The organism is Pseudomonas sp. B19125, from assembly GCF_044218855.1.
GTDB lineage: Bacteria > Pseudomonadota > Gammaproteobacteria > Pseudomonadales > Pseudomonadaceae > Aquipseudomonas > Aquipseudomonas edaphica.
Genome location: NZ_CP162589.1, coordinates 5,593,355 through 5,618,726, shown reverse-complemented (window position 1 = coordinate 5,618,726; position 25,372 = coordinate 5,593,355). Strand labels below are relative to the sequence as shown.

General features: G+C 57.5%; 33 protein-coding genes. 31 read left to right on the top strand and 2 right to left on the bottom strand.

Annotated elements, in window-relative coordinates; all coding sequences use genetic code 11:
* Position 1: 1 nt before the first annotated feature.
* The 25 genes from AB4P96_RS25695 (at position 2) to AB4P96_RS25575 (ending at position 17,172) form a co-directional block, all read left to right on the top strand.
* A complete protein-coding gene (locus AB4P96_RS25695) occupies positions 2 to 355 on the top strand; it encodes an antiterminator Q family protein (protein ID WP_395600234.1) in 354 nt (117 codons plus the stop codon).
* 99 nt (positions 356 to 454) lie between these two features.
* Positions 455 to 691: a hypothetical protein gene (locus tag AB4P96_RS25690; RefSeq protein WP_395600233.1), complete on the top strand. Its 237-nt coding sequence runs from the start codon at positions 455 to 457 to the stop codon at positions 689 to 691.
* Positions 692 to 942: 251 nt separating this feature from the next.
* The gene (locus AB4P96_RS25685) at positions 943 to 1,428 is read left to right on the top strand and encodes a hypothetical protein (RefSeq protein WP_395600232.1); all 486 of its coding nucleotides are present in this window, start codon (positions 943 to 945) and stop codon (positions 1,426 to 1,428) included.
* 86 nt (positions 1,429 to 1,514) lie between these two features.
* Positions 1,515 to 1,844, top strand: coding sequence for a phage holin, lambda family (locus AB4P96_RS25680; protein WP_046068884.1), 330 nt, complete (start codon positions 1,515 to 1,517; stop codon positions 1,842 to 1,844).
* Positions 1,845 to 1,846: 2 nt separating this feature from the next.
* A complete protein-coding gene (locus tag AB4P96_RS25675) occupies positions 1,847 to 2,242 on the top strand; it encodes an HNH endonuclease (protein WP_395600231.1) in 396 nt (131 codons plus the stop codon).
* Between the two features lie 135 nt (positions 2,243 to 2,377).
* Positions 2,378 to 2,863, top strand: coding sequence for a phage terminase small subunit P27 family (locus AB4P96_RS25670; RefSeq protein WP_177039633.1), 486 nt, complete (start codon positions 2,378 to 2,380; stop codon positions 2,861 to 2,863).
* Complete coding sequence (locus AB4P96_RS25665; protein ID WP_395600230.1) at positions 2,863 to 4,584, top strand: terminase large subunit; 1,722 nt, start codon at positions 2,863 to 2,865, stop codon at positions 4,582 to 4,584. The genes AB4P96_RS25670 and AB4P96_RS25665 overlap by 1 nt, the downstream gene beginning before the upstream one ends.
* Complete coding sequence (locus AB4P96_RS25660) at positions 4,584 to 5,855, top strand: phage portal protein (protein WP_395600229.1); 1,272 nt, start codon at positions 4,584 to 4,586, stop codon at positions 5,853 to 5,855. The genes AB4P96_RS25665 and AB4P96_RS25660 overlap by 1 nt, the downstream gene beginning before the upstream one ends.
* 18 nt (positions 5,856 to 5,873) lie before the next feature.
* Positions 5,874 to 6,536, top strand: a complete 663-nt coding sequence (locus tag AB4P96_RS25655; RefSeq protein WP_395600228.1) for an HK97 family phage prohead protease — start codon at positions 5,874 to 5,876, stop codon at positions 6,534 to 6,536.
* Between the two features lie 3 nt (positions 6,537 to 6,539).
* Positions 6,540 to 7,703, top strand: coding sequence for a phage major capsid protein (locus AB4P96_RS25650; RefSeq protein ID WP_395600227.1), 1,164 nt, complete (start codon positions 6,540 to 6,542; stop codon positions 7,701 to 7,703).
* A gap of 53 nt (positions 7,704 to 7,756) precedes the next feature.
* Positions 7,757 to 7,924 (top strand): hypothetical protein, encoded by a 168-nt coding sequence (locus AB4P96_RS25645; RefSeq protein WP_395600226.1) that lies wholly within the window; start codon positions 7,757 to 7,759, stop codon positions 7,922 to 7,924.
* Positions 7,921 to 8,259, top strand: coding sequence for a head-tail connector protein (locus AB4P96_RS25640; RefSeq protein WP_395600225.1), 339 nt, complete (start codon positions 7,921 to 7,923; stop codon positions 8,257 to 8,259). Before AB4P96_RS25645 ends, AB4P96_RS25640 begins: the two co-directional genes overlap by 4 nt.
* On the top strand, positions 8,256 to 8,588 hold the full coding sequence (locus AB4P96_RS25635) for a head-tail adaptor protein (RefSeq protein WP_395600224.1): 333 nt from the start codon (positions 8,256 to 8,258) through the stop codon (positions 8,586 to 8,588). Before AB4P96_RS25640 ends, AB4P96_RS25635 begins: the two co-directional genes overlap by 4 nt.
* A gap of 9 nt (positions 8,589 to 8,597) precedes the next feature.
* Positions 8,598 to 8,768: a hypothetical protein gene (locus AB4P96_RS25630; RefSeq protein ID WP_395600223.1), complete on the top strand. Its 171-nt coding sequence runs from the start codon at positions 8,598 to 8,600 to the stop codon at positions 8,766 to 8,768.
* A gap of 3 nt (positions 8,769 to 8,771) precedes the next feature.
* Positions 8,772 to 9,275 carry an HK97-gp10 family putative phage morphogenesis protein gene (locus tag AB4P96_RS25625; protein ID WP_395600222.1) on the top strand — a complete coding sequence of 168 codons (504 nt, stop codon included), beginning with the start codon at positions 8,772 to 8,774 and terminating at the stop codon, positions 9,273 to 9,275.
* A complete protein-coding gene (locus tag AB4P96_RS25620; RefSeq protein ID WP_395600221.1) occupies positions 9,268 to 9,654 on the top strand; it encodes a DUF3168 domain-containing protein in 387 nt (128 codons plus the stop codon). The genes AB4P96_RS25625 and AB4P96_RS25620 overlap by 8 nt, the downstream gene beginning before the upstream one ends.
* A gap of 55 nt (positions 9,655 to 9,709) precedes the next feature.
* Positions 9,710 to 10,207: a hypothetical protein gene (locus AB4P96_RS25615; protein ID WP_046068872.1), complete on the top strand. Its 498-nt coding sequence runs from the start codon at positions 9,710 to 9,712 to the stop codon at positions 10,205 to 10,207.
* Positions 10,208 to 10,246: 39 nt separating this feature from the next.
* Complete coding sequence (locus tag AB4P96_RS25610) at positions 10,247 to 10,576, top strand: hypothetical protein (RefSeq protein WP_395600220.1); 330 nt, start codon at positions 10,247 to 10,249, stop codon at positions 10,574 to 10,576.
* Between the two features lie 41 nt (positions 10,577 to 10,617).
* Positions 10,618 to 10,830 carry a hypothetical protein gene (locus tag AB4P96_RS25605; protein WP_395600219.1) on the top strand — a complete coding sequence of 71 codons (213 nt, stop codon included), beginning with the start codon at positions 10,618 to 10,620 and terminating at the stop codon, positions 10,828 to 10,830.
* 46 nt (positions 10,831 to 10,876) lie between these two features.
* Entirely contained in the window at positions 10,877 to 11,224 is a 348-nt protein-coding gene (locus tag AB4P96_RS25600) for a hypothetical protein (RefSeq protein ID WP_395600218.1), read from the top strand.
* Between the two features lie 47 nt (positions 11,225 to 11,271).
* Positions 11,272 to 14,700, top strand: coding sequence for a tape measure protein (locus tag AB4P96_RS25595; protein WP_395600217.1), 3,429 nt, complete (start codon positions 11,272 to 11,274; stop codon positions 14,698 to 14,700).
* Positions 14,700 to 15,050, top strand: coding sequence for a phage tail protein (locus AB4P96_RS25590; protein WP_395600216.1), 351 nt, complete (start codon positions 14,700 to 14,702; stop codon positions 15,048 to 15,050). The genes AB4P96_RS25595 and AB4P96_RS25590 overlap by 1 nt, the downstream gene beginning before the upstream one ends.
* A gap of 48 nt (positions 15,051 to 15,098) precedes the next feature.
* A complete protein-coding gene (locus AB4P96_RS25585) occupies positions 15,099 to 15,803 on the top strand; it encodes a phage minor tail protein L (RefSeq protein WP_395600215.1) in 705 nt (234 codons plus the stop codon).
* A 2-nt stretch (positions 15,804 to 15,805) separates the two neighbouring features.
* Positions 15,806 to 16,588 (top strand): C40 family peptidase, encoded by a 783-nt coding sequence (locus AB4P96_RS25580; protein WP_395600214.1) that lies wholly within the window; start codon positions 15,806 to 15,808, stop codon positions 16,586 to 16,588.
* Positions 16,585 to 17,172, top strand: a complete 588-nt coding sequence (locus AB4P96_RS25575; RefSeq protein ID WP_395600213.1) for a tail assembly protein — start codon at positions 16,585 to 16,587, stop codon at positions 17,170 to 17,172. The genes AB4P96_RS25580 and AB4P96_RS25575 overlap by 4 nt, the downstream gene beginning before the upstream one ends.
* Before the next feature lies 1 nt (position 17,173).
* Here AB4P96_RS25575 and AB4P96_RS25570 read toward each other — a convergent pair whose 3' ends face one another.
* Complete coding sequence (locus AB4P96_RS25570) at positions 17,174 to 17,554, bottom strand: hypothetical protein (protein ID WP_395600212.1); 381 nt, start codon at positions 17,552 to 17,554, stop codon at positions 17,174 to 17,176.
* Between the two features lie 126 nt (positions 17,555 to 17,680).
* On the opposite strand from AB4P96_RS25570, the gene AB4P96_RS25565 reads away from it, so the two are divergent.
* The 6 genes from AB4P96_RS25565 (at position 17,681) to AB4P96_RS25540 (ending at position 25,016) form a co-directional block, all read left to right on the top strand.
* Positions 17,681 to 21,469, top strand: a complete 3,789-nt coding sequence (locus AB4P96_RS25565) for a phage tail protein (protein WP_395600211.1) — start codon at positions 17,681 to 17,683, stop codon at positions 21,467 to 21,469.
* A 325-nt stretch (positions 21,470 to 21,794) separates the two neighbouring features.
* The gene (locus AB4P96_RS25560) at positions 21,795 to 22,442 is read left to right on the top strand and encodes a hypothetical protein (protein ID WP_395600210.1); all 648 of its coding nucleotides are present in this window, start codon (positions 21,795 to 21,797) and stop codon (positions 22,440 to 22,442) included.
* Between the two features lie 593 nt (positions 22,443 to 23,035).
* Positions 23,036 to 23,326, top strand: a complete 291-nt coding sequence (locus tag AB4P96_RS25555) for a hypothetical protein (RefSeq protein ID WP_395600209.1) — start codon at positions 23,036 to 23,038, stop codon at positions 23,324 to 23,326.
* Positions 23,323 to 23,577, top strand: a complete 255-nt coding sequence (locus AB4P96_RS25550) for a hypothetical protein (protein ID WP_395600208.1) — start codon at positions 23,323 to 23,325, stop codon at positions 23,575 to 23,577. Before AB4P96_RS25555 ends, AB4P96_RS25550 begins: the two co-directional genes overlap by 4 nt.
* A 378-nt stretch (positions 23,578 to 23,955) precedes the next feature.
* On the top strand, positions 23,956 to 24,489 hold the full coding sequence (locus AB4P96_RS25545) for a glycoside hydrolase family 19 protein (protein WP_395600207.1): 534 nt from the start codon (positions 23,956 to 23,958) through the stop codon (positions 24,487 to 24,489).
* Positions 24,486 to 25,016 (top strand): lysis system i-spanin subunit Rz, encoded by a 531-nt coding sequence (locus AB4P96_RS25540; RefSeq protein WP_395600206.1) that lies wholly within the window; start codon positions 24,486 to 24,488, stop codon positions 25,014 to 25,016. The genes AB4P96_RS25545 and AB4P96_RS25540 overlap by 4 nt, the downstream gene beginning before the upstream one ends.
* Here the strand turns inward: AB4P96_RS25540 and AB4P96_RS25535 are convergent.
* Positions 24,997 to 25,356, bottom strand: coding sequence for a hypothetical protein (locus AB4P96_RS25535; RefSeq protein WP_395600205.1), 360 nt, complete (start codon positions 25,354 to 25,356; stop codon positions 24,997 to 24,999). The genes AB4P96_RS25540 and AB4P96_RS25535 overlap by 20 nt on opposite strands.
* Positions 25,357 to 25,372 lie beyond the last annotated feature (16 nt).

Below are 25,372 nucleotides of genomic sequence, written 5' to 3'. Positions count from 1 at the left end.
CATGGCCTTCACACCTACATTCAAAGAACGCACCGCCGAGGATCTGCTGGAGCATTGGGGCCGTTGGGTTGTCCTGGGCTCAGGCGTGTCCTGCTGTGCATCCCGCGAGAACACCATCCTGTCGCCGAGCATCACTGATGACGACGCGTTGCTGATCGATGGGCTCATGGGCCGGCTGCTGAAGCGGTATCCCGAATGCGGCCAGGTCCTGATGAAGTACTACACCAGTCGGGACACCTCGCTGATGGAGGTTGGCAAGAAAATGAAGTTCGGCGAGGAGAAGACGCGCGGGCTCTGGAAGGCCGGCATTGCCTGGATTGATGGGGCTTTAGATGTTCGTCGTCAGGCTGCTTGACGGGACCGGGGATGATGTATAGATTTAAGTTACTTTGCGGTTTTTCCGCGAGCAAAGCCCGACCCTAAAGTTGGGCTTTTTGTTATGAGGAAAACGCAAATGAGCTTGAATGTTCTGAAAGCTGCGATACATCAGCAAAAATTGCTCAATCCAGATGCAGAGGTTGAGCGGTTGTATATCAGTGATGATTTTCATGAGCGTCTCAAGTCCGACCTTGAGGCGGTTTTTTCGGTGGAGCTTTTAAGCGCGACTGAAACCCAGATCCTCCTCATTGGCTACCCTTGCACGTTTGAGGATATGCTGCCGGACTTCAAAATTCAGATGTCTCAGCAATAAGTAAATTAGATCGGCCTCCGGGTTGCGCCACAGTATTTAGAGCCTCGGCATTCGCCGGGGCTTTTTCTTTTTCGGCTCTACTACACCCATCGCTATGGGCAGAGTTTGCTGCTGGTGCTTATCAGTGCGCACTCTGCTGGTCAGTAACTGCTCAGCAAACCAATTGTTGCGTAATGCTTTGTTTTTTGTCTTTCAGTAACGCGGGCTCTACCCTACGATGCCTTTTCATTATTTTGCTAAAGGAAGGCATCGTGACGAGTTTTTCTGATATTCGCTCAACCTATACGAAATACAGAACTGCGCAGCAGGCTTACTGGGCTGATTTGCAGAAGAGAGCATTCAATCTCGGCAGGGGTTTTGAGCATTACCTTGGCTTGAGTGGTGAGGTCTACAGCGCCGCGGATGGCACTAATGAACGCTATGTCCAAGTTGGAGTTGTAGAGGGTGGTCAGTTCAGGCGCTCCCTCGGGGCAGACTTCAACGCTGATGGCCTTAAGGTTGATTTTTGCGTGAGCTTGGTTGTCGATGAGTCTCCTGACGAGCTACCGAAGAGACGGTTCTTGATCAATCTGAAGCTTGGCAAGGTTCAGGATGGTTACGTTGTTGAGCTTCTTACCAGTACTGGCTCGGTATCATTCTCATTAGCCAAAGAGACTATGGCTAATGATGCGATTGCCCTGTATGACGCCATCGCATTTGAAATAACTGCGAAGCTAGATCCAAGAGTTTTTGATTGATTGACTCTTATGTAAAAGAGCCCAGGTGAAAGCCTGGGTTTTTTTATGCCTAAACCACCCGACTCCCACTTAAAGGGAGGAATGAGATGCCGAACATGCCAGATAAGCCAGACACCTGGGCATTGATGCTTGCGTGGCTGAGCCAGCATGCGCCGATCCTTTACCCGGCCGGGCTGTCCTTCGCCATGGCCGTGCTGCGCATCACCTATGGTGGTGGTTCTCGCCGCCAGATGCTGGTTGAAGGCGTGCTGTGCGGTGGGCTGACCCTGACCATCATCAGCGGACTGGAGTTCTTCGGGCTGCCCCAGAGCATGGCCACCTTCGTTGGTGGCTGGGTTGGCTTCTTGGGTGTCGAGAAGATCCGGTCGATAGCTGACCGGGTCACCGACTTCAAGCTACCAACCAGGACGCCCTGAGTATGCCGCTCAGGCCTAAGAAGCCATGCAACGCCCAGGGCTGCAACGTACTGACTCGCAACCCTCGCTACTGCGATGACCATGTGGACATCGGCAAGAGTGCTGAGGCCAAGCGCCGTGAGCAACAGCGAGAGACCAGCTCTCAGCGTGGGTACAGCTACAAGTGGCAGCAAGCTCGCAAGGCGTACTTGGCCAAGTATCCCTTGTGCGTCGAGTGCGAGCGGCAAGGGCTGGTCGTGGTTGCAAGCCACGTCGACCACATCCGGCCTCATAAGGGTGACTGGACGATCTTCTGGGATAGCTTGAACTGGCAGCCCTTGTGCCACCCGTGCCACAGCCGGAAGACGGCAGCGGAGGATGGCGGCTGGGGCAATCCAGCGAGAAATGCTGCGAAATGACCGAAAGCATCGTCTTAATGATGTTGATTCTCAATAACGGAGGGGGAGGGTCAAAACCTGGGGATTTTCGTCAACTAGACCGTCCCCTTGACCTTTCTTACACACCCGCGAAATTAAAAATTCAGGAGTTGCGCGATGGGAGGCACCGCCACGGTCGCCGGCCGTGGTCGCAAACCCAAGCCAACGGCCAAAAAAGCACTTGCCGGAAACCCTGGCAAGCGTGCGCTGAATACAGCCGAGCCGCAGTTTTCCAAGATCACCCAGATCGACCCGCCGGAGTGGTTCAGCGCTCGGGCCGCCACCATGTGGAACATGATTGTTCCTGAGCTGCTGCGCGAGAACGTGGTGGCGATCACAGACCTTCACAACGTCGAGGCTTTCTGTAGCGCCTACGACAACTGGCGGCTTGCCCAGGAATCGATCCAGCTGCATGGCATCGTCGTTACCGGCGCCACCGGCGGCCCGATGAAGAACCCCGCGCTTACCGCCGCGAACGAAACGATGCGCCAGATGGTGACATTCGGTTCGATGCTGGGCCTGGACCCGGCCAGCCGGACACGACTGATCGGCGGTAACAAGGAGAAAGAAACCAACGAATTTGCCAACCTGCTGAGAACCTGATGACAAAATCTGCCCACCCCAATGTCGACAAGGCTACGGCGTGGGGTCGGTCATTGCTCCGCGGCAAGGTTCCAGCGTGCCGCTACATACACCAGGCGGTGCAGCGCCACTTCGACGACCTGGCGGCCAGCCGCAAGCGCGGCTTCCGTTTCAAGTTCGACGCGGCAAAGGCTGAGAAAAAACTCAAGCTGATGCAGCTGCTGCCGCACACCAAGGGTGAGTGGGCATTCAAACGTCAGCTGATCACGCTGGAGCCCTGGCAGCTTTTCGGCCTTGCCGTGACATTCGGCTGGGTCAAGAAGAAGGGCGGACACCGCCGTTTTCGTGAAAGCTACTGGGAAGTGCCCAGGAAGAACGGCAAGTCTGTTGTCGCCGGCGGCGTGGGCATCAGTATGTTCGTCGCCGATGGCGAGTTCGGCGCCGAAGTGTATGCCGGTGCGACCACAGAGAAGCAAGCGTGGGAGGTTTTCCGGCCCGCCAAGCTGATGGTCAGCAAGTCGCCGATGCTGATTCAGGCCGCTGGCATCGAGGTGAACGCCTCGAACATGAACATCCCGTCCGACTTCAGTCGCTTCGAACCTCTGATCGGCAATCCTGGCGACGGTGCATCGCCGAGCTGTGCCATCGTCGACGAATACCACGAACATCCAACGTCAGCGCAGTACGACACCATGCTCACAGGCATGGGCGCCCGGCGTCAGCCGTTGATGTTCATCATCACCACGGCCGGCGCCGACATTGAAGGGCCGTGCTACGACAAGCGCCGCCAGGTCGTCGAGATGCTGGCCGGTACGGTGCCGGATGAAGAGTTGTTCGGCTGGATCTGGACGCTCGATGAGGGCGACGACTGGACCGATCCCAAGATGCTGGCCAAGGCCAACCCGAACCATGGCGTCTCGGTGTTTCAGGAATACCTGGAGAGTCAGCAGGCCCGAGCCATTCGCTCGGCCCGCTTTGCTAACACCTTCAAAACGAAGCACCTTAACCTCTGGGTGAGCGCCAAGTCCGGCTTCTACAACATGGAAAGCTGGAAGGCATGCGAAGACACGTCGCTGACACTGGAGCAGTTCGAGGGGCAGGAGTGGATCGCCGGCTTCGACTTGGCGCGCAAGCTCGATATGAACTCGAGGGCCAGGTTGTTCTGGCGCGTCATTGATGGGAAGAACCACTACTACAGCATTGCGCCGAAGTTCTGGGTTCCATACGACACCGCGTTCAATACCGATAACAAACGCATGGCGGAGCGCTTTCAGGCCTGGATTCACTCGAGGCATCTGGACGTGACTGACGGCGCCGAGGTGGACTACCGAGAGATTCTCGAGGACACCAAGGAGGCAAACCATCACGCCCCGGTGCGTGAGTGTCCGATTGACCCGCACGGCGCTACCGGTCTCAGCCACGATCTTGATGACCAAGGCTTCAATCCGGTAACCATCACGCAGAACTACACCAACATGTCGGACCCGATGAAAGAGCTGGAGGCCGCGATAGAGGCTGGACGGTTCCATCATGACGGCAATCCAATCATGACTTGGTGTATCGGCAACGTGATCGGCAAGAACTTGCCCGGCAACGATGACGTGGTGCGCCCCATTAAGCAGGGTGATGACAACAAGATCGACGGCGCTGTCGCGCTGATCATGACGATAGGCCGCATCCTGGCGAACGCTGAGGTGCAAGGTTCTGTCGACGACTTCCTCTCCAGACCGATGAGCATGTAATGGCAGATACCGACTACAGCATCGACCTGCGCACGCGCAGTCCCTTCTGGGCGCGTATGGCGAGCTTTTTCACCGGTGGGCGCCTTGTTACTCCCAACAAAGGATCGCAGACGGGGCCTGTGTCGGCCACCGGCCAGGTTGGCGACTCGACTTTGACCGATGAGCGATCGCTGCAGATCGCCACCGTGTTTGCCTGTGTCCGCCTCATCTCAACCGTGACGGCGGGACTGCCTCTTGCGGTATTCGAAACTAAAGGCGATAGCCGAAACAAGGTTGGGCTCGACAACCCGCTGGCCAGGCTTCTGTGCTACAGCCCGAATCAGTACATGACAGCCGTCGAGTTCCGTGAAGCAATGACCATGCAGCTTTGCTTCTATGGCAATGCCTACGCGCTCGTCGAGCGCAATGGCGCTGGCGACGTGATCAGCTTGATGCCTCTGCTATCCGCCCAAATGGATGTCCGGCTTGACAACAAAAAGGTTGTTTACCGGTATCGCCGCGACGCTGAGTTCGCCGACTTCAAACAGGCCGAGATATTCCACCTCAAGGGCTTCGGATTCAACGGCTTGGTCGGACTTTCGCCAATTGCATTCGCATCTAAGACCGCAAGTGTGGCCGTCGCAATGGAAGATCAGCAGCGGGACTTCTATGCCAACGGGGCCAAGTCCCCTCAGTTGCTGATGACCGGCGACGGCAAGGTACTGAATAAGGATCAGCGTGCGCAAGTTGAAGAGAACTTCAAGGAGATATCCGGCGGTCCGGTCAAGAAGCGGCTGTGGATTCTTGAGGGCGGCTTCACTACCCAAGCTATCGGCGTGAGTCCTCAGGATGCCGAGACCATGTCAGCCCGCAAGTTCCAGGTGAGTGAAGTGGCGCGCTTCTTTGGCGTTCCACCCCATCTTGTTGGTGATGTCGAGAAGTCCACAAGCTGGGGTTCTGGCATCGAGCAGCAAAACCTTGGGTTCCTGCAGTACACCCTTTCGCCGTACATCAACCGGTGGGAGTACGCAATTGAACGCTGGCTTCTAAAGCCCGGCGATCTTGGGAAGTTCCATGCCGAACACAACCTTGAAGGGCTGTTGCGCGGCGATTCCACGGCGCGCGCCAACTATCTGAAGACTCAGGTTGATACAGGTTTGCTCACGGTGAATGAAGGTCGCCGCCTGGACAACCGTCCCGCGCTACCAGGTGGTGATGTAGCAACGCGGCAATCTCAAAACATACCGATTACCCAACTTGGCCAAACAAACCCCGCACCTAGCGGGGTTTAGTTTTTCTGGAGCTGCCAAATGTCAAACATCCAAAAGACCCTGGCGTTCGCTGAGGCTGAGATCAAGTTCGATTCCGGCGGAAGGGTCGGGGTTTTCGAAGGATATGCCAGCGTTTTCGACGTGATCGATTCGGATGGCGACATCATCCTTCCAGGCGCTTTTAAAAAAGCCTTGAGCACACAGAGCCGGCAGGTTGGGATGTTCTTCAACCATCAAACTTACGGTTTGCCCGTGGGTAAATGGCAGTCGCTTGAAGAGGACAGCAAAGGCTTGATCGTTCGCGGCGAGCTGACGCCAGGCCTGTCTGTTTCGAACGACCTTCGCGCCGCGATGGAGCACAAGACGGTCGAGGGCATGTCTGTCGGTTTCACCGTGATGAAAAACGATTTCGACATGATCGCCACCGGGCGCGCGTTCAAAAGCGTGGCGGCCCTGCGAGAGATCAGTATCTGCACGTTCCCAGCCAATGAGCTGGCAACTATCGAGTCCATGAAGTCCATGGAATCGATCACAACTATTCGCGATGTTGAGCACTGGCTGAGGGATTCGGTTGGTCTGTCCAAGTCGCAAGCTCTGGGCCTTGTAGCCCGGATTAAGTCCGCAGTTCGGAGCGATTCCGAAGGTGGCGAAATCACCGCGATCCTTGATCGCCTTAAGTCCTTCCCATCTGTAGGAAAATAAACCATGTCCGAATTGGCCCAGATCCAAAAGGCTATTGAAGAATCGCAAAAGAACATGACTGAATTGTTCGATGCGCAGAAAAAAGAAATCACCGAGACCGGCGCAGTCAGTAAAAAACTGCAGACCGATCTCCAAACCGTCCAGGAAGAGCTGACCAAATCCGGCACCCGACTGTTCGACCTGGAGCAAAAGCTTGCCGCCGGCAACCTGGACAATCCCGAAACGAAGAAGTCTTTCGCAGAGCAAACTGCGATCGACCTTCAAAAGTCCTGGGACGGCAAGTCCTCCGGCAAGGTCGACGTCAAGAGCTTCAACAAACAGCTGGGCAGCACTGCCGGATCGGCCGGCGCGCTGATCGATCCACAGCGCAACGCGGGCATCCTGATGCCGGGGCTGCGCCGCCTCACCATTCGCGATCTGTTGGCGCAGGGCCGCATCAGCTCCAACTCGTTGGAATATGTTCGCGAGAACATCTTCACCAACAGCGCCGCGCCAGTCGCCGAGGGCAACCTGAAGCCTGAGTCCAACCTGACCTTCACCAAGGAGACGGCGAACGTCAAGACCATCGCTCACTGGATCCAGGCGTCGCGCCAGGTTATGGACGATGCGCCGATGCTCGAGTCCTACGTGAACAACCGCCTGCTGTTCGGTTTGGCATTGGTGGAAGAAGGGCAGTTGCTGAACGGCGACGGCACCGGGGACAACCTGACCGGCCTGAACAAGGTGGCCACTGCATACGACGCAACGCTGAACGTGACCGGCGACACCCGCGCCGACAAGATTGCCCACGCGATCTTCCAGACCAGCGAGTCCGAATTTGAAGCCTCCGGCATCATCCTCAACCCGCGTGACTGGCACGCGATCGCATTGCTGAAAGATGCGGATGGTCGCTACATCTTCGGCGGCCCGGCTGCGTTCGCCGCCAAGGTAATGTGGGGCTTGCCGGTGGTCGCAACCAAGGCCCAGGCCTTGGGTACTTTCACGGTCGGCGGCTTCGATCTGGCATCCCAGGTCTGGGATCGCATGGACGCGACTGTCGAAGTAAGCCGTGAAGACCGTGACAACTTCGTGAAGAACATGCTGACCATCCTCTGTGAAGAGCGCCTGGCCCTGGCTCACTATCGGCCAACCGCAATCATCACCGGTCCTTTCGCAACCGCGGCATAAACGAGGCCGGGGCAGGCAACTGCCCCGTTTGCGACATGATCAAGATTCGAGCGTTGCGCCAGTTTTCGCACTATCACGCCGGCAACTTCGATCAGTTCGAGGAGCGTTCGGTAGCTGATGATATTGCCGAAGCCTTGGTCAGCATGGACCTGGCAGAAGAAGTTGAACCATCCGAAAAGCCGGCAGGTGGGCCGGAAAAAAAAGCAGGCGGTAAAAAATGAGCATCCCCGTCACCGATCTACTGACGATCGCGTTGATGCGCAAGCATCTGCGCGTCGACCATGAAGACGATGACGACCTGATCGAGCTCTACGCCGAGTCTGCCTTGGATTGGGCGCTGTGGTACTGCGACAACCCGGCGCTCAAGCTAGTCGCGGACTTCCCTGCGTCGTTCAAGAACGCGCTGCTGCTTTTGTTAGGGCACTCGTACTCGACTCGCGAGGCGGTCGTGATCGGCACCATCACTGCGGAATTACCGATGGGGGTGGAGTCATTGTTGTGGGCCTCCAGGAACTGGCGCGGCGTGGTTGATCCCGTGCCTGAGGAGTTGCCATGAGGGCTGGTCAGTTACGGCACCGTTGCATGCTGCAAAGACCCAATCGCGTGAAAAACACAACCGGTGGATTTGACGTCGTCTGGATTGACCTCGGCAAGATCTATTCGGAGATCACCCTGCCTACAGGTAGAACCGCGCCAGTTGCTGAGCAGGTGAAAGCCCTGGTCACCGCCGAGATCATCGTGCGACCAAGGGCTGACGCTGTAGCGGGGAACCGCCTGGTGCACACGGCAAACGGGATTTCCACCACCTACCTGATCGAGGCAGCGCTGCCGAACAACGAGCGCGACATGCTTCGATTGCTCTGTTCAAACGTACCCAATCCGTAGAGGTGAAATATGAAAGTAGTTGCCTTGGGCACTCTTTCCGGCGCTACCGGCGACCGGGAGAAGGGTGAAGAATTCACGGTGGATGCCAAGCTTGGTGCTGACCTGGTCGGTCGTGGCTTGGTCGAACCTGAACCCGACTCGCCGCCTGCCGCTGAAAAGGCCGGAAAGGCCAAGGAGTAATCCATGGCCGCCCGTCGATCGCGCATGTCCGGCGACTTCAAGCTGCGTCGAACTCTGCGCACGATCCATCAATCCATGGATAACGAACTGGCCCCGGTGATGCGCGACAGTGCTGAGCGCATTCTTTCGACGATGAAGAACCTGATCCCGAAAGACACTGGCGCCGCTGCTGCCTCTCTGACGGTGTTTGTTTCGCAAAGCGGGCTGGACGCCCAGATCGGTATCCGTGGCAAGAAGAACAAGCAGCGGTTTTTCTACCTGCGTTTTGTCGAGTACGGGACCAAGGGCTACACCGGCAACAAGCGCGCAGGTGGCAGAACCCGCCGACCGACAAACAAAGCCGACGGCTCCAACTTCTTCGGCAAGTACCCGGACATACCGGCGCGCCCCGCGCATCCGTGGCTTCGTCCGGCGAAGGATGTGAATCGGGAATACGTAATCGCCAGCATCGAGGCCGCCATCGCTCGAACGCTGAGCAAGGCGAGCAGGGGGCTTACCAATGGCTGATCCGTCTGTTGCGCTACAGGAGGCGCTGTTCGCCAGGCTTGCGGCTGAGGTCTCATGCCCGGTCTACGACGGCGCGCCCATGGACACGGAAATGCCCTACGTTTCCATTGACCGCGAGATATCTACCAACATCTCACCTATCGCCGGCAGGAAGCGCGAGCAGCGCCTGATCTATCTGTCGGTCTGGTCGGACGCTCACGGCCAGGCAGAGGTGAAGCGCATCCTCGGTGAGGTTGTGGCTGCTCTGGATGAGCGCCGGTTGCCGTTAACTGTTGGCCGCGCTGTCTCGGTCCGGGTCGATCAGGCTGACGCCCAGCGAGATGCTGACGGCGTCACGTACCAGGGATCGCTCACGGTCCGCATCATCACCACCCACTAAACCCAACACCCGGCCGCACCGCGGCTTTATCCAATGTGCCCTTGGAGGAACCCCCATGGCCGAAGACAACCTCAACACAGCCGCCGGCTGCCGGATCGGTATCGGTAGCAAGAACGGCGCGGACACTGAAGCGCTCTACAAAGCTGACACCTATGTCGATATCGGCGAGGTGGAAGACTTGGGCGAGTTCGGTGACACGTTCAGCTCCGTGACCTTCACCTCGCTGCGCGATGGCCGGGTGCGCAAGTACAAGGGCACCGCCGATGCCGGTGACCTGACCCTGGCCGTCGGCCTGGATAACGGCGACCTGGGCCAGGCCAAGCTGAAGATCGCTCACAAGGATCGAAGCAAGGGCGACTACAACATCAAGATCACCCTGAACGATGGCGATCCTGATGCCACGCCAGCTCTGCTGCCGACCACTTTCTACCTGCGTGGCAAGGTGATGAACAACACCGTCGCCGCCGGCGCCGCGGACAACGTGGTTCGCCGCAACGTCACGATCGGTATCAACTCCGACATCCTGGAAATTCTCCCGGCTGCCGCCGCCTAACCCGAGGGGCTTCGGCCCCTAAACCCAAGGATTCGACACATGAGCAAGACCCTTTACGGTACCGTCGAGATCAAGCTTGGCGCCGCGACCTACACTCTCACGCCGACCCTCGGCGCCGTGCGCGCCATTGAAGCCCACTTCGGCGGCTTGCGCGGTGCGTCCCAGGCGATCAATGCCCTAAGTATCGACGGTTGCGCGGTGATCATCGCCGGGGGCGCTGGTTTGAAAGGCAAGGACGCCGAGACTGTGGCCGAGCAGGTTTGGCAAGCCGGCGTGCTTGACGTCTCCGTGCAGCTCAATGCCTACCTGGTCGCGCTGTACAACCCGAAGGGGCCTGATGCGGGAAAGGAAAAGCCGGCGGCGGCGTAAGTGCTGTCGAGGACGGCAGCTACGTCGACCGGCTCTACGCGGTGGCCACGGGCTGGCTGGGTTGGCCTCCTGATATGGCCTGGCGAACGCCGATGCCCGAACTGTTCCTGGCCATGGACGCCAAGATCGAATGGGCGCAGATGACGAACCCCTTCGGCGGTGGAAAGGCGAAAACCAAGGCTGACAAGCCACCCGCGTCGAAGGTGGCCGATAAGCTGCGGCAGGCGCTCACTGGGCGGCAGTCAGTTCAGTGATTTTTGATATGCTCCATTTTTCCAAAAAACAAATGGAGCGTCTCGAATGAAATGGAGTGCCTTCTTCACTATTCCCTTGATCTTTACTTCCGCTGTTTGTTTTGCGGGAGGGAAGCCCGCAACTCCGGCTGACATTGCAGGTATTAAAGAGGCAATGGAGGATCGCCTGAAAGATTCAGACAGCGCCAAAATTAAAGACGTGCGCTTAACTGGTGATGAAAAATCAGGCTGGCAGTTTTGCGGAAGCGTGAATGCTAAGAACTCTTACGGCGCATACTCTGGATTCACGCCGTTCATGGGAATGAAGCTGAAAGGAACTGATGGAAATATCTCCTATGTAGTTTTGGGAGTCGATGATTCAGTTGGAGAAGTCTGTAAAAAATACGGACTTTGAATACCTAAAACCCGCTCCGGCGGGTTTTTTATTGCCCGGAGGAAAGCATGGCTGATACCGACGTACAAGGGATGCTCGTCCGCATCGAGGCGACCACGGCCCAGTTGCGTCAAGAGATGGCGCGGGCAGACTCCAGCGTAGGTCAGGCATCCGGAAGGATCGACAAGAGTCTTGGGCGGATAGACACCGCTTTTGATCGTGCCGGAGATCGAGCGCTTAACGCATCGGGGCTGATCAAGACCGCATTGGCTGGCGCCGTTGGCGCGGCCGGTATCGGGAAGATTATCGAGGCTGCCGACTCATACGGGCAGATGTCTGACCGCATCGGTATGGCCACATCCACCGTTGCTGAATACGACGTGGTCCAGCAGCGCCTATTAGATACTGCCAAGCGCACGTATCGCCCCCTAGCTGAAGCACAAGAACTGTACATTCGGACATCGGGCAGCCTGAAGTCAATGGGCTATAACGCCAGCCAGGCGCTGGATGTTATGGACAGCTTCAGTTTCCTGTTGGTGACCAACTCAGCATCCGCCGATAAGGCGAAATCGGCCATCGACGGTTATTCAAAGGCACTACAGACAGGCAAGGTAGATGCAGATGGTTGGCAGGCGATGCTTGCCGCAATGCCTACCATTGTCGAAACCGTAGCTAAAGCCACTGGCAAAACTGCCGAAGAAATTCGCGCGCTCGGCGCCGCCGGTAAGCTTGGTCTTGAATTGCTGACCCAAGGTTTGCAGAAGACTGCTGAGGCCAACGGTAAGCTCGCTGACAGCATGACGGTCGCAGTCCGGGATGCGCTGCAGAATCTGACCAACGCTTTCGACGTGTATGTCGGACGCCTCGACGAGACAACTAATTTCACAGGTGTTCTCGGGAATGCTATCGGAGCAGTTGGTGATAACTTCTCCACTTTGGCGGATGTATCGATCATTGCCGCCGTCGCAGCCCTTTCTCGGTACGGTGCAATGGCCGCCTCATCGGGTGCGGCGGCTGTTTACTCGGCGCTGAAAGATGCGGCAGCAAGAAAGGCCCAGGCAACAGCTGTCTTGCTGGTTGCACAAGCGGAGCAACAGAAAGCACAGACATCGGTGTTCCTTGCCGAGAAAGAGGCTATCGCAGCTCGTGGTACGGCTGTTCAAACGCAAATGTCTCTCCAGCTTGCAGAGGCTCGACTTGCTGAGACTCGTGCAACCAACGCTGTGGGTGTTGCGCAGGCGGGGGTGAGTCGCGCCGGCATTGGCCTTGTCGGGATGCTTGGAGGTCCAGTTGGTATAGCAGCCCTTGCGATAGGCGCCGCGGCTGCTTTCCTTACTTTGCGGGATAACACCAGCGTTCTTGAGCAGAAGCTCGGTGATCTTGGCGACCCGCTCGATAAGCTGACTGAGCGATTCAATAAGCTCAACCGCGCGACCCAGTCGGTAACTTTACGAGAGCTTCGCGCTTCCATCAAAGATACAGAAGCTGACCTCTATGGCGCCGCGGGATCAATTGCTTTCGAGTTCCAAGCCGCACTATCAAACGCTGGTTTGGCTGGCGCTTCAGGATTTATGGGCGGCATTGCTCCATTGCCTGCCGAGTTCCAGTCGGCAATGGATATTGTCAACAAAGCGGTCGCCGATGCTTCTAAGGGGCAGGCGGTTGATTGGAAAGCGGTCGCTGATCAGATCCGTCTTATACCTGGCGTTACGGAGGAAATGGCCCAGTCTATTGAGACGGGTCAACTGAAAGTTACCGACCTCACTGCGGTATTGGATAAGCAGCGTGAGACGCTTGCTAGGCTTACTGGCGAGACAGACGCCAACACGACGGCGCGAGGTAAGAACAACGCAGCGATTGCTGCCGCTGCAGAGGTTGGCCAAAAGTACCTTGACCAGTTACTGAAGGACCTGGGTACCGCGAAAGACAAAACCGCCATGGAGGCGGCGAATCGATTTATCGCTGAGAACACCAAGCTTACGGAAGGCATGGTTGTTGCGATTCGCTCGGCCGCTGCGGCCAAAGACTCCCAAAAAGAGATTGATGACGCCGCGGCGAAGGCCGCTAAAAAGAACACCAGCGAAGCTGAGTCTGCGGCCAAGCAACAACTCAAGGCTTTCGATACTGCAGAGGAAGGCTACAAGCGCCAGATCGAGCTGATCAACACCACTGGTGACAAACAGAAAGACGCCACCGAGGTAATGAAGCTTTCCTTCGAGTTGCAGGAGGGCAAGCTCGGCAAGCTGAGTGAGGCGCAAAAGAAAAAGCTTATGGGCATGGCTGCCGAGCTTGACGCGCTGAACAAGTTGAAGAAGGCCAACGAGGACGACCTGAAGCTGACGGCATTCAGGAATGCTCAGGGCGTCGGCACTCAAACCATGAAGGACGGGTTTGATCAGGAGCTGAATGGCGTAGGGATGGGTGAAAAGGCCCGGGACCGGATGCGCGCGGATTTGGCGCTTCAGCAGAAGTATGCCGCTGATGTTGCGAGTCTCAATGAGCAGTTTCAGGCCAAAAGCATCAGTAAAGAGTTGTACGACAGCGAAACCGCCGTTCTTGAAGAGGCGCTTGCCGAGCGGATTATTGCTCAGGAGCTTTACTACCAAGCCGTCGATGAGCAGCAAACCAACTGGATGAATGGCGTCAACGAAGCATGGGCCAACTATGCCGATGCGGCGCGGGACTATTCGGCCCAGGCAGCAGACATCACCAACACAGCGCTGCAAGAAGGCACCAGCGGTCTTGGAACTTTCTTCTCGGATGTTGCCAGCGGCGCCGAAGATGCCGATGACGCCCTGGGTGACATGATTGGCAACTTCGCCAAGTCGATGCTCAAGGCGCTGGGTGACATGGCGGCTCAGTGGTTGATCTACCAGGGGGTGCAACTGCTTGTGGGCAAGACCACTCAGGCGAGCGCCGCCGGCACGCTGGGGGCAAACGCGCAAGCCATGTCGCTGACGGCCGGCCTAAACGCCTTCGCGTCCACTGCGGCGATTCCGATCATTGGCCCTGCAGCAGCGCCGGCGGCGATGGCCACGGCCATGGCTGTTACCGGGCCGCTGGCTTCAGCTGTCGGCATGACTGCGCTGGCGGGTATGGCGCACGACGGTATAGACGCGGTTCCAAAGGATGGCACCTGGTTCCTGCAAGAGGGCGAGCGGGTAACTACCGCTCAAACGAGCGCCAAGCTTGACGCCGTGCTGTCGAGGATCGATAGGGGGCTTGGTGGCGAGCAGCCATACGCGCAGATCGGCGTCGGTAGCCTGGAGTCAGCTGGTGATGGGCGGGCCGCAATGGTTGGTGCCGGTGCCCAGTCGGCACCAAGCGGTCCCACACAGATTGTCTTCAACGCACCAATCACCGTGCAGGCACAGCCCGGCATGACAGACCAGGATGCAGCACGCCAAGGACAGGCGATGTCGGCCGGGCTGGAGACGCAGTTCGGCAAATTCCTTGATCGTGAAATGGGCCAGGGTGGCCGGCTGTGGAGGCGTTGATGACTGAGACATTTACTTTTGATGTTGAGGTTGGCCTTGAGGGTGATATCAGCCAGCGAACATGGGAAAACGAGTTTGGCGACGGCATGGTCCAGGCTGGGGGCATTGGCATCAACACCAAGAGTCAGGTGTGGAATCTGGTGCACACCGGTGAGGATCTTCCGGGCGAGGAGTTGCCCGAGTTGCTGGCGTTCCTGGATCGGCATGAAGGCTACAAGGCCTTTCGCTATGCGCCGCCCGGCGAGCCTCAAGGCTGGTACCGGGCCAATGGGTACAAGAAGAAAGCCCTCGGCATGAACATCTACACCGTCACCTTTACCGTGAAGCAGGCATTCAACCCACGACCTTAACCCTCACCAAGCCCCGCCAAGTGCGGGGTTTCTTGTTTCTGGGGTCCTATGAATTACAACACTGACATTCAAAAGCTTGAGCCTGGTAACCAGATCAGGCTTTACGAGCTGGACGCTACGCGCCTTGGTGCAGCGATTTGGAGATTCCACGGCCACGCCCATGAGGGCGACATCATCTGGCAGGGGCGGCTGTATTCGCCGCTCCAGATCGAGGCCAAAGGGTTCGACATCCGCGGCGACGGGCGCCCGGCATCACCGACTTTGCAGGTGGACGACCAACTCGGCGGCGTGCGTGGGGCCATCACCGCACTGTGTTTCCAGTTCCGCGACTTGGCTGGTGCGCGGGTAAAGGTTATCGAAACGTTTCGCCACTTCCTGGACGCCGCTAACTTCCCCGACGGCAACACGGAGGCCAGCGATCAATCAAAAACGAATCTCTGGTTTATCGAGCAGAAGACCGAGGCGCTGCCCAGTATCTCGGTCACGTTCTCACTGTCGAGCCCCACGGACATGGAAGGGCAGATGCTGCCAGCGCAGCAGATCACCAAGCTTTGCCGGTGGGCATGCCGTGGCGGGTACCGCCAAGAAGCCTGCGCCTACACCGGCACGGCGATGTTCGACAAAAAGAATCAGCCCACCGACAACCCCGCGCTGGACCGCTGCGGCGGCTGGTGGAGCAGCTGCAAGCTTCGGGGAAACACCCGACGGTTCGGTGGGTCCATGGGCGCGAGCCTGATAGCAAGTTCGAGGTAACGATGCGCATCAATCAAAAACTGCAGGACGAGATCCGCGCTCACGCCGAACGTGCCTATCCGGCGGAGGCCTGCGGGGTGGTGATCAAATCCGACTCCGGCCGTGAGTACGTGCCCTGCGGCAACCTGGCCACCACGCCGCGTGAACACTTCCAGATCGATCACAAGGACATGGCCCAGGCGGAAGATCGGGGCGAGGTGCTGGCGATCATCCACAGCCATCCCGACAAGGCGCCCGCGCCAAGCATGGCCGACCGGGTCAGTTGCGAGTTGCACGAATTGCCCTGGGGGATTGTCGGCTGGCCCGGCGGTGACTTCGAGTGGTTCAAGCCTTCGGGCTTCCAGGCGCCGCTGCTGGGCCGCGAATTCTCCCATGGCCTGCTGGACTGCTGGGCGGCTTGCCGCGACTGGTACGACCGCGAGGCGGGGTTGCAGTTGCCGAACTTCGAGCGCACCGACCTCTGGTGGGAGCAGAAAGACGGTCTGAGCCTCTACGAAGAAAACTTCGCGGCCACTGGTTTCTACCAGGTCAACGAGGCGAAGCGTGGCGACATGCTGGTGTTGCAGATCCCGACGCCAGGCCGGGAGTGCTATTTCCCGAATCATGCCGTGATCTATTTGGGCGATGAGCCGGCGCTTACCAGCGAACCGGCGCCGAAGCTTGGAGGGTCTGGCCCGTTCATTTACCACCACATGCCCGGACGCTTGGCGGCCCGTGAAATATACGGCTGGTCGATGGCCAATCGCGTGAAGCTGATCCTTCGGCACAAGGACTACCACCCATGACTATGCGCACCATCAAGCTCGGCGGCGTGCTGGGTAAGAAGTTCGGCAAACAGTACACCCTGGACGTGTACAGCTTTCGCGATGCCATGGCCGCGCTGTGCATGATGAAGCCAGGCTTCGAGAAGTACCTGCGCACCGCCGAAGAGCGCGGCCTTGTATTCGCTGTGTTCGTTGATGAGCGGAATCTTGGCGAGCAGGAGCTTGACCTGGCGGGCCGGTGCGAAGGCGATATCCGCATTCAGCCAATCATTCAGGGCAGCAAACAGGCGGGCATGTTCCAGACGCTTCTCGGCGTGGTGTTGATCGTGGCTGGCTTGTTCACCGGCGGCACCACCTCCACGTTGGGCATGGGCCTTCTCGCCGCCGGCGCTGCTGTAGGCTTGGGCGGCGTGGTGCAAATGCTGTCACCGACCACCAAGGCCAGCGCCGAGGGGAAGAACGACGACGGTAACAACCCGAGTTACGGCTTCGGCGGCGCGGTCACGACCATTGCCCAGGGCAATCCCTACCCATTGCTATATGGCGAACGTGAGGTCGGCGGCGCCGTCGAGTCTGGAGGGATCTACACCCAAGATAACGTCTGATTCAGCTCTTTAAGCCGTTTTTGCTTGTGCTTGAAAGATTCGTCTTCGGATCGTTTTGTTTGGCAGCCGGATCGTTTTTTTCTTGCATTATATGCTCTAGGTCTAAGAGGGCTTCAAATCTTCTAATTGCTTGAGCAGCAAGCTCTGTCTCAACTATAAACACATGTTTCTGAACGTTCAGAGTCTCCTGCGCAATTTTAATTTTTCTTAGATTTTTATCCGTTTCATGCAAGTCTTTGAAGTGTTGGACGGAAAGGTTCGCCGCCTCTTCACTTAAACAAGTGCAGTGAACAAAGTCGCCCTCTTTTATATACCAAACTTTCGGCGTGCCCACGGGCTGATCAGCAAGATCTAGTTCTTCTATATGGAATAAATCAGTCATATCGGCGCTCCTTGTCAGTGATCTGTTTGTATATCAAAAGCATTGGCTTATAGCAAAACGAAATCAAGAACCACATTTAGATATTTCTTAACCCGCGTCGGCGGGTTTTTGCATTCTGGAGGGCGCATGAGCGCATTAGCAAAGAAGGCGCTCGGCGAAGCACCTCGCAAGCGTAGGCCAGTTATCGGCAGCAAGGGTGGCGAGGCGAAACAGAAGCAGCCCAGCATCGCGTCCAACAGCGTGCCGTCGGTCTCTACTGCGCGAATCACCTATCTGTGGAGTTGGGGTCCCATCGTTGGCCCGGTTGATGGTTTGCGTTCGGTCAAGCTGAACGGTACTGCAGTCCAGGCACCGGACGGCACGATCAATTACCCCAGCGCCAAGTGGCAGTTCCGCAATGGCGAATTGAATCAGGAGCGCCTGGAGGGCATACAGGAATCAAGCAACGAGATCGACGTTAAGAAAGAGTTGGTCTTCGGCACGCCGTGGCTGCACACCATCACCAACTCGATGATCGATGCTGTGCGCATCCGCCTGAGCTGGCCAGCGCTTCGCAGCCAGGACGCCTCCGGCAACATCAATGGCGTGCGCATCGATTACGCCGTGGACATCTCCACCGACAACGGACCTTACGTAGAGGTGCTGCTATCAACGGTTGATCGCAAGAACATCACGGAGTATGAGCGCGCGCACCGCCTTGAGTTGCCTGCTGGCAACCGGTGGACAATTCGTGTGCGTCGCCTTACCCCGAATGCCAACTCCGACTTGGTCGTTGACCAGATGATCGTTAAGGCAATCGCCGAGGTAGTCGATAGCGATCAGGAATACCCACTCACAGCTGTAAGTTGCCTCGAATATGACGCGCAGACGTTCGGCGGTGATATCGCCAAGATCGCTGTGTTGATGCGTGGACGCATCATTCGCGTACCGACCAACTACGACCCAGCCACGCGCACCTACGCAACATCGGGTACCGGCACAAGCAACGGTATCTGGGATGGCACCTTCAAAGAGGCCTACACCAATAACCCAGCGTGGATCTTCTACGACCTGGTACTGCACCCGTATTACGGGCTCGGCGACCGTATCGATGCCACTATGGTTGATCGCTGGTCGCTGTATCGCATTGCACAGTACTGCGACCAGATGGTGCCGGACGGGAAGGGCGGCCAGGAGCCGCGCTTCACCTGCAACCTGTACTTTCAGAAGCAGGCCGAGGCATATGCCGTTCTTCAAGACCTGGCTTCGATTTTTCACGGCCTGGCCTATTGGGACGGGAGTCAGATCGTCGTCAATGCCGATATGCCCGGTGATCCGGTCTACACCTACAACCAAACACAGATCCTGAATAACGGCGCCATCAAGTACGAAGGCACCCGCGCGCGTGATCGCCACACCCTTTACATGGTGTCTTGGGATAACCCGGACCAGGGCTTCGAGACCGACAAGGAGCCGGTTTTTGATGATGAGGCCATGGTCGAGTTGGGTGGCATCGTCCGCGATACCACCGTTGGCGCGATCGGCTGTACCTCTCTCGGTCAGGCGCAGCGCGCCGGGCAGTGGGCGGCACTCACTGAGAAGCTGCAGACACAGGGCGGAGTTTTTCGCGTGGGCCTGGATGGTGACATCCCGAAGCCTGGCCAGGTCATTGCTGTGGCCGATCCTATGCTGGTTGGCCGGAACAATGGTGGCCGGATCGCGGCAGCCGCGGGTCGAGTCGTTACGCTTGATCGCGACACCGTTGTGCCGGTCGGCGCTCGGCTGATGGTCAACCTTCCCAGCGGCAAGTCCGAGGGGCGGGTGGTGAAGTCAGTTGTCGGCCGCAACGTCACGCTGATGGCCGATTACAGCGAGCAACCCCAGGCAGAGTGCGGCTGGATCCTCGACTATGAGGACCTGAAACTGATGCAGTTTTACGTCCGCAACGTCACGCGTCCAGAGTGGCACCAGTTCCAGCTCGAGGTGATCCAGCACGACCCGAGCAAGTTCCCCGCTATCGACGGCGGCGCGGTGGTGGATACTCGGCCGATCACAGGCATTCCAGTGGGAAGCCAGGACGCACCCGCACGCGTCATGCTCAGCCAGAACGTCGTGATTGAGCAGGGCATTGCCGTGACGGTCATGTCGATCGCGTGGGATGCGGCGCCTGGGGCCGTGGCTTATGACGTCGAGTGGAAGTGGGGCGCGCGCGAATGGATCACGGTACCGCGCACCGCAGAGCAAATGGTCGACGTGCGCGGGATCTACTCCGGCCAGTACATGGCCAGAGTTCGCGCGGTGAGCGCGCTTAACGTTTCCTCGATACCTACCACGTCGGTGCTGACCAACCTGGAAGGGAAGGTAGGCTTGCCGCCGGCGGTGTCGTTCCTGACCACCACCAGCGAGCTGTTCGGCATCAGCATCAAGTGGGGCTTCCCCGCTGGTGCAGAGGATACCCAGCGCACTGAGCTTTGGTATGGCCCGGCGAACAGTCTGCCAGCTGCAACCAAGCTGGCTGACCTGGCTTATCCGCAGGCGGATTACCGCATGCAGCAACTGCTGGCGGGCGCAACGCTGTTTTTCTGGGCGCGCTTGGTGGACCGCACCGGCAACATTGGGCCGTTCTACCCTGTCGTGAATGGCGTTATGGGGCAGGCGAGTTCGGATGCTGGGCCGATTCTGACGCAGATCAAAGGGCAGATCGAAAAGACTCACCTCGGACAGACTTTGAATGCTCGGATCGATCTCATCGATGGCAATGGTCCTGGATCGGTAAACGGTCGCATTGACGCCGCCAAGGAAGAGCTCGAGGGGTTGATCGATCAAATTGTCGACGCCTTGGAGTACGTTCCGTCGAAGGCGTATGTGCTGAACGATATTGTTCGTCAGGGCCAGCACCTGTATCAGGCAAACGGCCCGGTGCCGGCGAACAATCCGCCGCCAAACGCAACTTACTGGACCGATATCGGCACGGTAACGCAGACGGTCAACGCTCTGGTCACTCAGGTTCAGCAGAACTCGGCGACGATCAACCAGCACGGCCAGGACATCACTGCCCAGGCCCAGCAGTTGAATGCAGTGAAGGTGACAGTTAACGATCCAGTCACTGGCGTGAACGCTACGGCCAGCGGTTTGAGCACGCTCAAGACTTCGGTGACCACGCTCGACGACAAGGTCACCACCACGGCGCAGCGGGTAGATGGCATTTATCTGCAGGTCAACCCGCCACTCCAGGGTGATGACAGTGCGCTGATGGGGTCGGAGGCGGCCTATGTGGGCGTATGGTCTACTCAGTCAGCCCTGATCGAAGGTGACATTGTCCAGGGGCAGCGCACGGACGCTGTTGAGGTAAAAACAGCGGCAAATGCGGCATCAGTTGTTTCCGAGCAGAAAGCCCGTATCGATGCCGATGGGGCGCTGTCCACTCAAATTGACACCGTCAAAACCACCGTTGGCACCCACACGCTCGCAATCCAAACCAACGCTACCGCCATTCAAACGGTCGACGGCAAGGTAACGGGTAGCTGGTCGGTGCGGATGCAGTACGACACCGGGACAGGGCTCTATAAGTACGCCGGAATCGGGCTGGGTCTGGAGAACGGACCGGGCGGCCTACAGTCGCAGTTCATTATCGACGCCGACCGGTTCGCTATTGGACAGGCCGGAACTGTGCCGTTCGCGGTCCAGGGAGGACAGACCTTCATAAAATCGGCGTTCATTCAGGACGCCAGCATTACGAACGCCAAGATCGGTAGCTTTATCCAGTCCAACAACTACGACCCTGGCCTTATTGGTTGGAGGCTTAACTTCGACGGTACTTTTGAAATTAACGGCATCGTCGCCGGTCAGGGGCGTTCTGTTATGACAAACCGCTCGTTGAGATTCTGGGATGTAAACGGAGTTAAGCGCGTACAGCTTGGAGATCAAACTGAATGAGTTCTGGATTGCGGCTGTGGTCAGCGAACGGTGCTCTTGAGTTTGATACGAGCATTTCCACATACAGAATTGTACTTTCTGTATTGGTTTCATATGCGGCCGGTGGAGAGAGGCAAAGGACTTTTTCCGTGCCTGGGTGTACGCCGAGTAACTCTATTTGCTTTCTTTTACCGCTCAATAATGATACTGCCCAGGTTGCTGCTAATCGACAGCTTGAGTGCGAAATGGGACAGGAAGTCGCATATGTCCGTAACTATCTGGCAACCAGGCCAAGCGATTCGTTTTCTACGGCATCTATGCGGCTAATTGTAGCAAGGTGGATTTAATGAGCTATGGTCTAAGCGTTGTAAATGATCTGGGTTCAGTATCTCTTGACTCGGAATATGCAAGACTTTGCGTGTTTCATAAAGGCTCTTATGCAGCAAACGTTGCGATATCTTTCCAAAAGATAGTAGCTACTCAAGAGCCTCCGCTTGTTTTCATCCGGCCTCAAAATAATGGTTCGTTCATTCAGCTCGGCGTATTGCTTGCTGGGTCCGCCGGCGCTTGGACGGGGGCGACGGTGGTATCTAATCAGGGGCATTCCGGCGATATATTCGTGGGTGCGTTCTCATCGGCACCCTCGGCCCCCTATGGGCTAAGGGTGTGGGGCGCCGATGGAAAGCAAATCTTTGATTCTGGAACGCAAGCCGCTGTATTTACTCGAGCTATTGCTAACTGGAGCTATACTCATTCGGATCAGGGTTCCCAAGGGCTAATAACAAATTGGTACTCAATACCGATGAATTATGCTCTTGGCGATTATCTGATGATCAATAACGCACGCATGCCAATGATGGGGGGGAATAACGAATCTCGAGGTACTGGTCTTAGATATGACTTTGCTGCAGGGGTAATCAGGTTTAGTGTTACTACTGTCAGTAACCCGATATACATGATGCTACAGGCTGTTTTTGGAAAGATTTCAGTTTGATACCAATCATGTGATTTGTTTTTTACGCCGCGCTGAGCGGTTTTTTATTGCCTGGAGAAAAGTATGGCAAGGCAGGATATTAACTTAGGCGCAGCTCCAACAGGGGTCGGTGGTGATACTACGCGCAGTACAGGCGTCAAGATAAATGCAATGACGCAGGAGATTTATGATCGCCTAGCTAAGCTGGGAAGCGCATCGAACGCGGCCCTGGTTGGAACTGTGGCGCAGTCCGGTGGCGTGTCCACGGGGGCAATCATAGAGCGGGGAAGCAATGCCAACGGGCAATTCACAAAATACGCTGACGGGACGCTGATCTGTTGGGACGCAGTGGGCTTCTCCGCTGGCACCACTGTAGGAGCGGGCAGCATTTTCCAGTCGCCACCGGTTCCCGCAAGGTCGTTCCCAGCGACTTTTGCGTCGCCTCCGAAAATTCTCATTACTGCGAGCTGCGCGTTGGCTGTCTCTGTTTGTGCGATTAGCGGCGATGGCAACGCGCCAAGCTGGCCGCCAGCTCTGTGCCAGGGGCCATACAACACGGGCTCAACATTTTATCAAGGCATCATGAATTACTTGGCTATCGGGAGGTGGTACTGATGATTATCAAGCTTTCACCGCAGCGCAGGGATGACGAGCTTTCAGTCAGCAAGCGCAGCGACGTACTGACAATCAACGGTGAGCGCTTCGATTTTCGCGGCATCCCAGAAGGGGCGGTACTTCCTGCCTCGGCCGTGGAGTGCGATTTCGTGGTGGGCGATGTGACCAGGATTGCCGGAGAGTTGGTGTTGACGCTGATACTGCCAGTGGGACCAGAAGCGAGTTACGCCGCCAGGTTCCCAGAGGACATCGTTAATCCACCTGACGGCAACTTGAGGCTTCCAGTATGAGTAACATCGATTTTGGCAAGATGAAAACCGCCGAGCAGCTACTCATCGAAGCTAAGCAGGCTGAGCTCGATTCCCTACTTAAGGCTCGGAAGGCTGCGTACGTGTCTGAGTCTGATCCGCTTCGGCTTGAGGCCGACTACGACGCGATGAGCCAGGGCCTTGAGCCGGACTATGCGAAGTGGTTTGCGTCAGTTGCAGCCATTAAGGCGCGCTTCCCGCTACCCGCTGGCGATGACACCACCGAATCCTGATCACCAACCGAACACCACGGCCGCCTCGAGCGGTTTTTTTTCGCCTGTAGAAAGGATTCGGAACGCTGCAAGTGTTAAAGGCTGCTACCACGAATGAAAAAATGGCCAGGAAGCTTGGTCCACCAAGAAGGTGGCGGGGTATAACAGCCGGGCTGATTGGCAGGGGTTGCATTGCAACTGATCTGGAGTCCTCCTGCCTTAATGTCGGGGCCGTCTTGTCCGCCGTTGTACGTTTCACAGCCGCCAAGAGTAAAGACGGTTAAGAGAAGTATTCCGTATTTCAAGGGATCCATTCCTGTTCGCTCCGATAATTCACCGCAGTATATAGAAAGCGTATCGCCCGCCAAGTCGCGGGCTTTTTTTCGCCTGGAGAAAAGTATGCCGATCACCGAGCAGCAACTGCTGCAGATCCTCCCGAACGCCGGCCGCAATGCCGGCGTTTTTGTTCCTGTGCTGAATACAGCCATGGGCCGTTACGGCGTTGTCGGCAACCTGCGTGTGTCTGCGTTCATCGCCCAGGTCGGGCATGAGTCTGGCCAGTTGCGCTACGTGCGCGAGATTTGGGGGCCAACCGCGCAGCAACTGGGCTATGAGGGTCGGGCCGACCTGGGCAACACCGTGAAGGGTGATGGTTCCAAATTCCGTGGTCGTGGACTGATCCAGATTACCGGTCGGGCGAATTATGCGACGTGCGGCGAAGCCTTGGGCCTGGACCTGATCAATCAACCGGAGCTGCTCGAGCAGCCGCAGTACGCCGCGATGTCTGCCGCGTGGTTCTGGTCGACGCGTGGCCTGAACACCCTGGCAGACCAGGAGGACTTCGTGAAGATCACTCGGCGCATCAATGGCGGGCTCACCGGCCAGGCCGACCGCCAAGCGCTGTACGACAGGGCGCTGAAGGTGCTGGCATGACGCCTGTGCAGAAGCTGGCAAGTCTGGCGGTGTTGGTCCTGGTGCTGATGGCGGGCGCCGCCGGAGTTGCCTGGCAGGTGCAGGACTGGCGCATGGGCAAGAAGCTCGCCGAGCAGCTGTCAGAGCAATCCGCCAGTCACCAGAAAGAACTGGACGCGATCACGGGCGAGGCCTGGAGTCAGCAGCGGGCCGAGCAGGACAAGCGCCTGGCCGCCGAGCAGAGAGCGAGCGCAGCCGACCAACAACACACAAAGGAATTATCCGATGCCCAGCGCAACCAGGCTCTGCTACGTGACCGCCTTGCTACTGCTGATGTGCGGTTGTCAGTCCTTCTCGACGCCACGGATTCAGCCAGTGACTGCGAAGTGCCTACCGCCCCCGGGGCCGTCGGCGTGGTTCATGCAGCCCGTCGAGCCCAACTTGACCCAGCGCATGCGCAACGAATTATCGCCATCACCGACGACGGGGATAATGCCGTGATCGCGCTGCGTGCGTGCCAGGCTTATGTCAGGGCTGTGGCCCCCTGAGTACGCTCAGTTCCAGCAGCAGGCGCTGATTCTCCCTGAACAGGTCATCCCGCTGGTCGGCAACTGACTCGAGCGCCCGGACCTTGCCGTCCAATTCCCACGTTTCATGATTCAGTCGCGCGATGTTGTCGATCGCCTTCTTCAGCTCAGCCTCGGCCGTGGCCTTGCCGGTGGAAAGCAGGTCGCACATCTGCACCAGCCCGGCGATGTTCCGGCGCGCCTCGATGAGACGCTTCTGGGTCGCGGTCAGCTCGTCCTCGAGCAGCGCACACTGGTGCTGGTACATTTCCAGGGGCGTAGGGCATCCAAGCCACTCGCAGGTGTCTTTGTCTAGTTTCATGGTGGGTCAATCCGAA